This window comes from Saccharothrix sp. ST-888 (genome assembly GCF_000955975.1).
In the GTDB taxonomy this organism is placed as follows: domain Bacteria; phylum Actinomycetota; class Actinomycetes; order Streptomycetales; family Streptomycetaceae; genus Kitasatospora.
The window spans coordinates 72,412-84,087 of sequence record NZ_JYJF01000002.1; the positions used below are offsets into that span (position 1 = coordinate 72,412).

General features: G+C 72.9%; 13 protein-coding genes. 8 read left to right on the forward strand and 5 right to left on the reverse strand.

Annotation, left to right across the window (positions count from 1 at the left end):
• Window positions 1-35: 35 nt before the first annotated feature.
• The 3 genes from UK12_RS01680 (at window position 36) to UK12_RS40825 (ending at window position 1,415) form a co-directional block, all read left to right on the forward strand.
• Window positions 36-488, forward strand: coding sequence for a hypothetical protein (locus UK12_RS01680; RefSeq protein WP_045298638.1), 453 nt, complete (start codon window positions 36-38; stop codon window positions 486-488).
• Window positions 489-744: 256 nt separating this feature from the next.
• Window positions 745-1,020, forward strand: coding sequence for a WhiB family transcriptional regulator (locus UK12_RS01685; RefSeq protein WP_082119234.1), 276 nt, complete (start codon window positions 745-747; stop codon window positions 1,018-1,020).
• Entirely contained in the window at window positions 1,017-1,415 is a 399-nt protein-coding gene (locus UK12_RS40825; protein ID WP_197084461.1) for a hypothetical protein, read from the forward strand. Before UK12_RS01685 ends, UK12_RS40825 begins: the two co-directional genes overlap by 4 nt.
• A 125-nt stretch (window positions 1,416-1,540) precedes the next feature.
• On the opposite strand, the gene UK12_RS01695 is transcribed toward UK12_RS40825, so the two are convergent.
• A complete protein-coding gene (locus UK12_RS01695) occupies window positions 1,541-2,926 on the reverse strand; it encodes an ABC1 kinase family protein (protein ID WP_045298640.1) in 1,386 nt (461 codons plus the stop codon).
• 265 nt (window positions 2,927-3,191) lie between these two features.
• Window positions 3,192-4,325, reverse strand: coding sequence for a ThiF family adenylyltransferase (locus UK12_RS01700; RefSeq protein WP_197084462.1), 1,134 nt, complete (start codon window positions 4,323-4,325; stop codon window positions 3,192-3,194).
• A gap of 308 nt (window positions 4,326-4,633) precedes the next feature.
• Here UK12_RS01700 and UK12_RS01705 point away from each other — a divergent pair, with 308 nt between their 5' ends.
• Window positions 4,634-5,398, forward strand: a complete 765-nt coding sequence (locus UK12_RS01705) for a M48 metallopeptidase family protein (RefSeq protein ID WP_231590992.1) — start codon at window positions 4,634-4,636, stop codon at window positions 5,396-5,398.
• Window positions 5,399-5,456: 58 nt separating this feature from the next.
• On the opposite strand, the gene UK12_RS01710 is transcribed toward UK12_RS01705, so the two are convergent.
• Window positions 5,457-6,044: an NUDIX hydrolase gene (locus UK12_RS01710; RefSeq protein WP_045298644.1), complete on the reverse strand. Its 588-nt coding sequence runs from the start codon at window positions 6,042-6,044 to the stop codon at window positions 5,457-5,459.
• Window positions 6,041-7,630, reverse strand: coding sequence for a zinc-dependent metalloprotease (locus UK12_RS01715; protein ID WP_045298646.1), 1,590 nt, complete (start codon window positions 7,628-7,630; stop codon window positions 6,041-6,043). The genes UK12_RS01710 and UK12_RS01715 overlap by 4 nt, the downstream gene beginning before the upstream one ends.
• Before the next feature lie 297 nt (window positions 7,631-7,927).
• On the opposite strand from UK12_RS01715, the gene UK12_RS01720 reads away from it, so the two are divergent.
• From UK12_RS01720 to UK12_RS01735, 4 genes are all read left to right on the forward strand, one after another.
• Entirely contained in the window at window positions 7,928-8,971 is a 1,044-nt protein-coding gene (locus tag UK12_RS01720) for an NAD-dependent epimerase/dehydratase family protein (protein ID WP_231590993.1), read from the forward strand.
• 154 nt (window positions 8,972-9,125) lie between these two features.
• Window positions 9,126-9,566 (forward strand): molybdenum cofactor biosynthesis protein MoaE, encoded by a 441-nt coding sequence (locus tag UK12_RS01725; RefSeq protein ID WP_045298887.1) that lies wholly within the window; start codon window positions 9,126-9,128, stop codon window positions 9,564-9,566.
• A gap of 169 nt (window positions 9,567-9,735) precedes the next feature.
• Window positions 9,736-9,918 carry a hypothetical protein gene (locus UK12_RS01730; RefSeq protein ID WP_045298648.1) on the forward strand — a complete coding sequence of 61 codons (183 nt, stop codon included), beginning with the start codon at window positions 9,736-9,738 and terminating at the stop codon, window positions 9,916-9,918.
• Window positions 9,919-9,960: 42 nt separating this feature from the next.
• Window positions 9,961-11,043, forward strand: a complete 1,083-nt coding sequence (locus UK12_RS01735) for a YlbL family protein (protein WP_045298650.1) — start codon at window positions 9,961-9,963, stop codon at window positions 11,041-11,043.
• Between the two features lie 24 nt (window positions 11,044-11,067).
• Here the strand turns inward: UK12_RS01735 and UK12_RS01740 are convergent, their stop codons facing one another.
• Window positions 11,068-11,631, reverse strand: coding sequence for a PPA1309 family protein (locus tag UK12_RS01740; RefSeq protein WP_045298652.1), 564 nt, complete (start codon window positions 11,629-11,631; stop codon window positions 11,068-11,070).
• Window positions 11,632-11,676 lie beyond the last annotated feature (45 nt).

Consider the following 11,676-nt stretch of genomic DNA (forward strand, 5'->3'; position numbering starts at 1 on the left):
CGGGCACCGCGAGACGCCGAGAGGAGGCGAAGACAGTGGGAACCAAGATGATCACCAAACTGACTGGCCAGACCGTCATCGCCATGCCTTGGCGTGCACTCGCGCAGTTCGACGCCACCGGCACCTCGATCCTCGCCGCACAGCTGTGCGACGTGGTCGTCCCTGCCGAGGGCGGTCTGGGTCTCGACGCCACCGGTGTCTCCATTGCCAATGCCGCTGTTCTCGGCGGCTCCACTGTCAGTGGTCTTGGCAACACTGATGCCACGTCCGTCGAGTCGGGTCTGTCCCGTAGCGAGCGACCGCTCCAGGCATCGAAGGCCGTCGTAGCCGCCGCCAAGCATGGCGACTATGCGCGGGTCATCGGTGCCGGAGCAGCCCAGAAGCAGGATCAGCAGCAGATCAACCTGGCCGAGGCCGCCTTTACCGGCGCCATGGCCATCCGGATGCGGGCCTTCCGCGGGCCTGGACCCTGGAGAGAGCGAACCTGAGGCACCCTCAGGTCGGCACTCCAGGGCCGCGGAACCCCGTAACACCGGGATCCGCGGCCCTTCTGTTTGTCCGGTACGTCAGACCCACCCTGGCCCCTCGGGGCCTCCGATCCAGCCCCACCAGCAGGCCGGGATCGGAACCACAGAGAGAAGACGAGGAACACCCACAGTGTCCACGGTCATCACACCGCCACTCCCGTCCGTACCGACAGACAACACCAAGGCCGACCAGGCCGACCCTCCGGAGGTTTCCCTCATGCAGCTCACCGCGCTCGACGACGCCGAGGCGCTCGGACAGCCCATCCCGTGTCGTGCCTTCGACCCCGAGGTCTTCTTCGCGGAGACGCCGGCCGACGTGGAGTACGCCAAGTCGCTCTGCGGCACCTGCCCGGTGAAGGAGGCGTGCCTGGCCGGTGCGCTGGAGCGGCGTGAGCCGTGGGGCGTCTGGGGTGGCGAGCTCTTCGTTCAGGGCGTGGTCGTCGCCCGCAAGCGGCCCCGGGGCCGTCCGCGCAAGAACGAGGTCATGGCATGAACCCCGCGAAGTCCGCGGCAGCCGTCGGTCGGGGAGAGCAGCCCCCGCTGGACAGCGCTCTGCGGCACTCCATCCGTATCGCCGCCGCCAAGGCGGATGCAGAACTCTCCCGTCCCTTCCCGAACACGCACCACGAGCAGGACCACCACATGACCCCCGCCGCCATCGATCCGACCGTCCGCGCCGAGCAGACCACTGAACTTCAGATCCAGAACAGGACACTCGAAATGCATCTTCTCCAGGAATCCCTGGCCCGGGCCCATATGCAAGAGCGCTTGCAAGAGGCCGAGCACCAACGTCTGGTCCTCCGCGTCGCGCGGGCGGCGAAGCTGAAGCGCCGCGCCGAGCGCGCTTCGCTGCGTGCCCGCAAGGCGCTCGCGGTTGCCGTGATGTAGGCGATGTAAGCGAGGCAAGCGCCTTGCGCGCCCGGCAGGTTCCGGCCTGCACCACAGTGACGGCGATGGCCGCTCCCCTGCGAACAGGGGAGCGGCCATCGCCGCATCACGGTCTCCCTTGAGCGTCAGCCCTCTTCCAGGACCTCTGCCAGGGCGTCCTCCAGCATGGCCTCGGTGGCGGTTTCATCGGCGAAGCCGGGGAGCCAGTCCAGCATCTCGCCCCGGAACGGCGCTTTGGCGCCCAGCTGGCAGAGCACCCCGATGGTGCTGAGCGTGACCCGGTGGATCAGCAGGTAGGCGGGCGGCAGGTTGAGCTGCTTGCCGAGGTTGTAGGCGGGGGAACGGGGGTCGGCGATCCGGGCCGCCTGGGAGCGCATCCAGCTGCGGGTGAAGTGGAAGGTGTCCACGCTGGCCGGTTCGATGATCGGCAGCAGGTACTCCAGGACGGCGTCCGGGTCCAGTTCGATCGACGGCTTGACGAAGCCCTCCTCGCGGAGCATGTCCAGGACTCCGGAGGCGTCCCCGGCGAGGGCCATCCGCAGTGAGTCCCCGATCGGGGTGGGCAGCCCCTCGGGCAGCCGGTCCACGGTGCCGAAGTCGAGTACGCCCAGGCGCCAATCGGACGCGGCCCGGCCGTCCTTGATGAGCCGGAAGTTCCCGGGGTGCGGGTCGGCGTGCAGCAGGCCGGTGCGGGACGGGCCGGCGAACAGGAAGCGGGCCAGCAGCTGGCCGGCCCGGTCCCGCTCGCGCTGGGTGCCGTTCGCGATCACCTCGGCCAGCGGGACGCCGTCCAGCCACTCGGTGATCAGCACCTGGTCGGTCTGGGCCACCACCTTGGGCACCGTGATGTCCGGGTCGTCGGCGAACTCCTCGGCGTGCCGCCGCTGGGCGTCCGCCTCCAGCTCGTAGTCGAGCTCCTCGGAGACCCGTTCACGCAGCTCGGAGATCAGCGGCTTGATGTCGAGCCCGGGGATCAGCGGACCGACCAGCCAGGCCACCCGGCTGAGTTGGGTGAGGTCGGAGAGCAGTGCGTCCCCGGCTCCCGGGTACTGGACCTTGACCGCGACCTCGCGCCCGTCGTGCCAGACGGCCCGGTGCACCTGTCCGATCGAGGCGGCGGCGGCCGGACGGTCGTCGAACTGCCGGAACTTCGACCGCCAGTCCTTGCCGAGCCGCTCGGACAGTGCGGCATGCACGGAGGCGGCGGGCATCGGCGGCGCGGCGTCCTGGAGTTTGGTCAGGGCGGCCCGGTAGGGCCCGGCGACCTCCTCGGGCAGTGCGGCCTCGAAGACGGACAGCACCTGCCCGAACTTCATCGCGCCGCCTTTCAACTCCCCGAGGACCTTGAAGAGTTGGTCGGCGGTGGCCTGCTGGAGTTCGGCGGTGACCACCTCCGCCGAACGCCCGCCGATCCGCTTGCCGAAACCCAGGGTGGCGCGTCCGGCTATCCCGAGGGGTAGGGCGGCGAGCCGAGCCGTGCGGGTCACTGCCTTGCGCGGAAGATCGCTCACCCGGGGGCCTCCAAGTCAGTTGTCCCCGTCGGTCACAGCAGACCGGAGGATGGTGGTCACTACGCCATTGTGCCCGTTCGCCCGATCTGCTCGGTCGTACGGTCAGGTCCGACCGAATGCCTTGAGCGAAACCGCTGTTCACGCCGCTGTCCACAGCGCTGGTCGCGGTACCGGCCGGAGGGGCGGCCGATACCCGGGTGCCCCGGTGTCCGGGTGGGGCCGGCGGGCGCGCACGGGGGCGTGAGCCGCCCGCTGGGGGCGCGCGTCAGGCCGGGTGCATCGACTCGTCGGCGGTGGGCCTGGGCCGGGGCACCGACTGCCAGAGGCAGCCGCAGTCCGGGTGGCTGGGCAGCCGCAGGCGCCGGGCCATGCCGTCGGCGGCGGACACCTCGCACCAGCCGTCGATGCTCGGCGGACTCCCGCCGTCCAGGTACAGCTGGACGTGCAGCGCGGCGAGCCCGGCCACCGCGGTGGCGAGCGCGCTGTCGCAGGCGGGCGCCCGGGGCCGCCCCGGGCCCTCGTCGCCGAGCTGGGCGAGCAGCCTGGGCCAGGCCTCGTCCTCGTCCCGCCGGGCCAGGGTGGCGCAGCTGCCGCAGGCCGAAGCGCCGGGCACCACCAGCGGCCCGACGACGCCCAGGTGCTCCAGCACACCGACGTACAGGTGCGGGATGCCCGCGCGCATCAGCCGGTGGGCCTCGGCCGCCGTACCGGTGAAGGCGCCGCTGCCGTCCCGGGGAGCCAGCACGACCAGCATGGGCGGTGTGTCGGCGCCCGGCCTGCGGGACGGGCGGTACCGCTCGCCGACAGCGGCCCCGGCGGCCCGGTGCACCACGTCCCGGGCGGCGGTGGTGCGCAGTCGGCCGACCTCGGAGGGCGGGTACCCGGCGGGGGAGCAGTCCCGTGCCGTGACCCGGCCCTTGTCCAGGACGGTGACCGTACCGACCCCGCCCGCGGCGAGTGCGGCGGCGACGGCCGCGCCCACCCGCCCGGCGCCGCGCACCTCGACCCGGGCCCGGCACCGCCCCCGGAGCACCGCCGGGGCCTCGCCGGGCGCCGGGTGGACCAGGGAGAGCGAGGCGAGGTCGGGGCCGAGCAGGTCCTGTCGCGGACGCGGGTACCCGGCGAGGGCCTTGGCGGTGGCCTCCGCGTCATCCAGCAGACCGCTCTGCGCCAGCGAGGCGAGCAGCTGCTCGGCCACCGCGGTGCCGAGGCCGAGCCGTTCCCCGGCGTCGAGCAGGGCGCTGTGCTCGCGGGTGCCGTCGATCAGGTCCAGGAAGGCGGTGACGGCCTGGTCGACCTCCTCGACCAGCCGGGCGTGCCGACGGACGGTGCCGAACTGCAGGGTGTCTCGGTCCCGCCAGGCGCGGGAGAGTGCGGGCTTGAGCATGGGCCTGGACACGGGGTGCATGGCGGTCCTCCGGCGCGGTGCGAGGGGCGGTGCGAGGGCGGTGCTGAGACGTTGCGGGGTGTTCGTCCGACGGCAGGATGCCCGATGGCGCCGTCGCAGCGGGCCAGGTTGTCCACAGGTCCGGGCCGATGATCGGACCAGCGTTTCGCACACCCTGTGGACAACTTCCACAGTCGGCTCGGCGGCACCTTTCGTTACCGATCGGGCCGGGAAACATTTCGGCCATGGCAGCGGACTTCTGTCCGTGACACCGGGTAACGTCGGGTGCCATGGCAGCCGAAAGGGACTCCCATCCTTCGGTGTCGCCTCGGCGTGCCCGTGCAGCCTCCGGGCCGGGAGTGGCGACGCCGAGCAGCCGTGCGCGCCCGGCACCGGGCGCCTCCCCGCTCTCCGGTGCCGCCCCGCACCCCGACACCGCCTCGGTCCGCGAGACCTCGTCAACCGCCCGGGAGACCCCGGCCGGTCGGGACGGCCGGGACGCACCTCCGTTCCCCGCCCGGTCCGGCGTCGAGGTCCGCCGCAGCGCCCGCCGCAGCCGTACGGTCTCCGCCTACCGCGAGGGCGACCGGACGATCGTGTTGATCCCCGCCCGGATGTCGCACGCGGAGGAGCAGCGCTGGGTGGCGCAGATGCTCGACAAGCTGGCCGCGCAGGAGAGCCGCCGTACGCTCGGGGACGATGCCCTGGCGGTGCGGGCCCGGGAGCTGTCGGCGGCCTACCTGGGCGGCAGGGCCGAGCCCGAGCAGGTCCGCTGGGTGACCAACCAGAACTCTCGCTGGGGCTCCTGCACCCCCAGCGAGCGCACCATCAGGCTCTCCCACCGGCTCCAGGGCATGCCCGGCTACGTCGTGGACTACGTGCTGCTGCACGAGCTGGCGCACCTGTTGGTACCCGACCACGGCCCGGCCTTCTGGGCGCTGCTGGAGGCGTACCCGCGCACCGAGCGGGCGCGCGGGTACCTGGAGGGTGTCGCCTCCGCCGCCCGGCTACCGCACATCCCCGGTGCACGCGGCGGTCGCGCCCCGGCGCCGGACGGGGACGAAGCTCCCGAGTCCTGCGACTGACGCCGGTCAGGGCGTCAGAGGACGGCCGCGCAGCCCTCCCGAGGAGCGTTCCGGCCGGTCAGGCAGTGCGCAGGCGCGCCAGGGCGACCAGCTCGCGGACGGAGGCGTCGGTCAGCTCCGGCAGGCGGTCGTAGTCGAACCAGCGCAGGTCCAGCGACTCCTCGCTGATCAGCGCCTCCGCGCCGGCCGGGGCCAGCGCGACGTACTGCACGTCGAGATGGGTGTTCTCCGGCTGGTCCTTGCCCGTGCAGCGCACCTGGTGCCGGTCGAGCTTGACCGGCGTCGGCACGCCGTCCACGTCGAGCAGCCGGAGCCCCTGGATCCCGGACTCCTCGGTGGCCTCGCGCAGCGCGGCGGCGGCCAGGGTGGCGTCGCCGGGCTCGCAGTGGCCGCCCATCTGCAGCCAGATGCCGACCTTGGGGTGCAGGGTCAGCAGCACCCGCCCGGCGGCCGGGTCGACCACCACGGCGCTGGCGGTGATGTGTGCGGGCAGGCAGCTGCGGTAGAGGCCCTCCGGCTGGTCCGCCAGGTGGTTGAGGTAGTCCCGGCGGAGCTGCTCCTGGTCGGCGTCGGCCACCGACCAGCCGGCCAGGGTGCGGACGGCGTCGGAGTGCAGGCCGGTGCCGGCCGTGTCGATCAGCGTCATGCCTTGCTCTCGCCCTCGCCCTTGCCGTTCTCGTCCGACTCCTTGCCCGGCGCGCTGGACCCCGGCGCGTTCTTGCCGTGCCCGCCCGCTGCGGCCTCGCCGAGCAGCTTGTCGAGCGCGTCGAAGTCGATGCCGCCCTCGACGGCGTCACCGGTGCCCTGGTGCACGAAGCCGTCCGGGTCGTCCAGGTCGGCGGCGGTGGGGAGCATGTCGGGGTGCTCCCAGAGGGAGTCGCGGCCCTCGATGCCGCGCGCGTCGGCCAGCGAGGCCCACAGCCGGGAGGCGTCGCGCAGCCGGCGCGGACGGAGTTCGAGGCCGACCAGGGTGGCGAAGGTCTGCTCGGCGGGGCCACCGGCGGCACGGCGGCGGCGGACGGTCTCGCGCAGGGCGCCGGCCTGCGGCAGGTGCGGCTCGGCGGCGGCGTGCACGACCGCGTCCACCCAGCCCTCGACCAGGGCGAGGGCGGTCTCCAGGCGGGCCAGGGCGGCCTTCTGCGCCGGGGTGTCCTCGGGCTGGAGCAGGCCGCCCGCGAGGGCCTCCTGGAGCGCCTCGGGGTTGCTCGGGTCGAGCTGGCCGACCAGCTCCTCCATCCGGCTGCTGTCCACCTTGATGCCGCGCGCGTAGGCCTCGACGGCGCCGAACAGGTGGGCCCGCAGCCACGGGACGTGGGCGAAGAGCCGCTGGTGGGCCGCCTCGCGCAGGGCCAGGTAGAGCCGGACCTCCTCGGCGGGGACGCTCAGGCCCTCGCCGAACTCGGCGACGTTCTGCGGCAGCAGCGCCGCCTTGCCGGCCGGGGCGAGCGGCAGGCCGACATCGGTGGAGCCGACCACCTCGGCGGCCAGTGCGCCGAGCGCCTGGCCGATCTGGGTGCCGAACATCGCGCCGCCCATCGAGCGCATCATGCCCATCAGCGGCCCGGCCATGGCCTGCATCTCCTCGGGCAGCACGCCGCCCATGGCGCCCGCGACCCGCTCGGCGACCGGGTCGACCAGGTCCTTCCAGACCGGCAGGGTGGCCTCGATCCACTCGGCCCGGCTCCACGCCACGGCGGTGTTCGCACCGGAGGGGAACTCGGTGGCGGAGTCGAGCCAGAGGTCGGCGAGGCGGACGGCCTCCTCGACGGCCGAGCGCTCGGCGGCGCCGACCGAACGGTCCTTGCTCTTGCCCTCGGCCGGCTCGGCGACCACGGTCTGCCGGGCGATGTCCTTGGCCAGCTCCCAGTTCACCGGGCCGCCGTCGAAGGAGAGCATCTGGCCGAGCTGCTGGAAGGCGGCGCCCAGGTCGTTGGGGTTGAGCCCGCCGAACATCGCGCCGAAGGGGTTGTCGCCCCCGCCGGGGCCACCGGGGCCACCGGGGGCGCCGGGCATGCCCATGCCGCCCATGCCGAAGAGGGCACCCAGCGGGTTGGCGCCGCCGAAGCCGAAGGGCTGCTGCGGCGTCGGGCCGGAGCCCGGCTCGGAGCCCTTGGCCGCGTCCGAATCGCCCTGACCGGGCTTGTCCTGACCGTGCTCGCCCTTGCCGGGCGTGGCCTTGCCGTCCTCGGGCTCCTCGGGCGGAACGCCGAATCCGAAGGGGAGGTCGCTCACGGGGGTCCTCGATCTGGTCGGCCGTCACGCGGGTGGTGTGGCGGGGAGGTGCGGGCCCAAGGCGGGGGGTGCGGAGCAGCGGCTCGGCGACCCGGGCCGTGCCGGGTGCACTGCCTGGCCCGCGCCTCGGGCAGGATGGTCGGTACGTGACACTCGTACGTACGCACATAAGCTAACCGTGGAGGATGGCCGGTGAGTTCCCCGCCTTCGGACGTTCGCTCTGGGCTGACCGGAGGTGAGGACGCCCCAGCTGCCGCGGGTTCGCCGTCTCCAGCCTACGGCGGGCGTCCACTGACCGTGGCCGTCACCGGCGCTGCCGGGGTGCTCGGCGAGCGCGTCGCAGCGCGGCTGGTGGCCTCGCCGCACGTCCGCAGGGTGCTGGCGCTGGACGACCGGCGCGGTGAGGTGCCCGGTGTGCACTGGCGGGTGCTGGACGTCCGGGACCCGGCGGTGGCCGAGCGGCTGGCCGGGGTGGACGTGGTGGTCCACCTGGCGATGGACCTCGGGATGGAGTCCGACGCCCGGGCGCGCAGCGCGTACAACGTGCGCGGCGCCCAGACCGTGGTGACCGCCGCGGCGGCGGCCGGGGTCGGCCGGGTGGTGCTCTGCACCTCGGCGATGGTCTACGGCGCGCTGCCGGACAACGAGGTGCCGCTGGCCGAGGACTCCGAGCTGCGGGCCACCGAGGAGGCCTCGCTGGTCGGCGACCTGCTGGAGATCGAGCGCCTGGCCCGTCGCGCGCCGCGCGCCCACCCGGGCCTCCAGGTGACCGTCCTGCGCCCCGCGGTGGTCGTGGGCCCCGGCGTGGACACCGTGCTGACCAGGCACTTCGAGGCGCCCAGGCTGCTGGTGGTGGCCGGCTCGCGGCCCTGCTGGCAGTTCTGCCACGTGGACGACCTGGCCTCGGCGCTGGAGTACGCGGCGCTGGGTCTGGTCGAGGGCGAGGTGACGGTCGGCTGCGACGGCTGGCTGGAGCAGGAGGACGTCGAGGAGCTGTCGGGTATCCGGCGGATGGAGCTTCCGGCTTCGCTGGCGCTCGGTACGGCGGCCCGGCTGCACCGGCTGGGGCTGACCCCGGCTCCGGCGGGCGATCTCGCGTACACCATGTACCCGTGGGTGGTCTCCGGCAGCAGGCTGCACGAGGCGGGCTGGCGGCCGGCGTACGGCAACGAGGAGGTGCTGGCCGAGCTGCTGGCGCAGGTCTCGGGCAAGCACGCGGTGGCGGGGCGGCGGCTGGGCGGCAAGGAGGCGGCGACCAGCCTGGGCGCGGCCGGTGCGACGGTGGCCCTGGTCGGTACGGCTGCGCTGGTCCGCCGGGCCCGCAAGCGCCGCCGGATCTGAGGCCCGGCGGACCGGGCCGGCGGGAAGCCGGTCCGGTCGCGAGGGCCGGTGCCGCCGGCATCGAACCCACAGGATTACCGCATTGCGAAATTTCCCAATCGTGATGCGGAAGCCTCTTGCTGGATCCCACCCCGGATGAGGAATCATGGTGACCATGACCGAGAACCACGACCCCATCCGTCTGCTCGCCGTCCGCGAGACCCCGCTCTCGCTGGACGAGGTCTACGAGGCCGTCGGCGACGACGCGGCCGGCGGCACCACGGTCTTCGTGGGGACGGTCCGGGACCACGACGGCGGCAAGTCGGTCGCCGCACTGGAGTACAGCGCCCACCCGACCGCCGAGCGGGAGATGCGCCGGATCGCCGAGAAGATCGTCGCCGAGTTCCCGGTGCGCGCGCTGGCGGCGGTGCACCGGGTCGGCCGGCTGGAGATCACCGACAAGGCGGTCATCGTCGCGGTGTCCTGCCCGCACCGGGGCGAGGCCTTCGCCGCGGCCCGCCGGCTGATCGACGATCTCAAGCACGAGGTGCCGATCTGGAAGCACCAGGTCTTCACCGACGGTGAGGAGGAGTGGGTGGGCGCGGGCTCCTGCTAGCCGCTCCGGCCGCGCCGCCGGGCGGGTTCACCCGATCGGGCAGCCGGGGCCCGGGGCGTCCCTCCGGGTGATGACAGGAGGCGTCAGCCCGTAACCCGGACGGCGCTGCGGCCGTTGTCCGCCAGGTTGGTTAATCTGCTCATAGACACGACGAGCTGGGAGTACTGACATGGCTGCGCTCGCCTGGTTGATCATCCCCGTTGTCGCGGCGATCGCCGCCATGATCTGGGCCGGCTGGGCAGCCCGAACGCCCCGGGCGACCGGTGACCCGGCCTCACTGGCCGAGCACCAGCGCTTCCGCGCGGCGATGGAGCGCAGCACGGTCACCGTTCCGGACGGCAACGGGCAGTAGCCCGGAGCGCGCTCCGTCACCCTCGTCCCGTACTGTCGAGCCATGCCACGCCGCTCTGCGACGATGCTCGCCGCGACCCTGATGCTGATAGCACTGCTGTGTGCCTCGGTGCTGATGAAGGTGCCGTACACCGAGATGAGTCCGGGGCCGACGTACAACACGCTCGGGGTGCAGGACGGCGGTGGCCAGCCGGTGATCGACATCACCGGGCACCAGACCTATCCGGTCAGCGGGCATCTCAACATGACCACGGTCCAGGTGACGGGGGCGAAGTACCAGCCCAGCCTGGTCTCGGTGGTGGTCGGCTGGCTGCGTGACGACGTCCTGGTGGTGCCGCACGAGAACGTCTACCCCGAGGGGCAGACCGACCAGCAGGCCCAGCAGCAGAACGCCGAGGAGTTCGCCTCCTCCGAGGACAGCGCCAAGACCGCCGCACTGACCCAGCTGGGGATCCCGGTCGGCACCGAGGTGGTCGTCTCCTCGGTGGTGGCCGGCGGCCCCTCCGAGGGGAAGCTGCACGCGGGCGACCAGATCGTGGCGGTGAACGGCACGCCGATCACCTCGCAGGCGCAGGTGGCCCAGCAGGTGACCAAGCACAAGCCCGGTGAGACGGTCGAGTTCACCGTTCTCCCGCACGGCAAGGACAGCGTCACGCCGAACCCGGCGGACGAGAAGAAGGTCGCCGTCACCACCGCCAAGGCGGCGGACGACACCGGCCGGGCGATCGTCGGGATCGGCCCCGGGGTGACCCACACCTACCCGTTCAAGATCGACATCGGGCTGCAGGACGTCGGGGGCCCGAGCGCCGGTCTGATGTTCTCGCTCGGCATCATCGACAAGCTCACCCCCACCGACCTGACCGGCGGCAAGTTCGTCGCCGGGACGGGCACGATCAGCGACGACGGCAAGGTCGGCCCGATCGGCGGCATCTCGATGAAGCTGATCGCCGCCCGGGACAAGGGCGCCGAGTACTTCTTCACCCCGGCCGACAACTGCGCCGAGGCCGCCGGGAACACGCCCAGCGGCCTGCGGCTGATCAAGGTGAACACGCTGGCCGACGCGCTGAAGGCGCTCGACGGGGTCAGGTCCGGCCAGACCGCGGCGCTGCCGTCCTGCAGCAAGTAGCCGGCCGGCCCGGCCCCCGCCCGCTCAGGAGAAGGTCGCCAGCAGCGCTTCGGTGAGGCCCGGCACCAGGTCGGGGCCGGTGAGCACCTCGCGGGCGACGTCCTTGGAACGCAGCCGCAGGGCGATCTCCTTCTTCCCGTCGCGCAGCACGGCGGCGGTGATCCGCACCTCCTGGCGGTCCGGGTGGTTGGTCACCCAGTCGGCCAGCTGGGCCTCGGTGGCGTTCTTGGGGCGGGACTGCTCGGCGCCCGGCGGCAGCATCAGCCGCTCGACCACCAGCGCGCAGCCGGTCACCATGTCGGGCCAGGCGATGGTGCCGAGGAACTTGTCCAGTTCCATCCCGGTCGGCAGCTCGTCCTGCTCGACCGGGGTCAGGCCGGGGTCCTCCTGCTCGGCCAGGCCGAGCTGCCTGGCCAGCGCGGGGTCGGTCTTCTTCAGCTTCGCGCCGTCGATCAGGGCGAACAGCCGGGCCGGGAGGTCCCAGCCGAGCGAAGAGGCGTACTCGTCGATCTCCAGGGCGGCGCGGGTGAGCGGGCTGGCGGCCGGCGGACGGCCGTCGCCGGACAGGGTGTGGCTTGCATCGGACATGTCCCAATCCTCACATGCGCAGCCGTCCGTCGTCCCCGTGCGGAA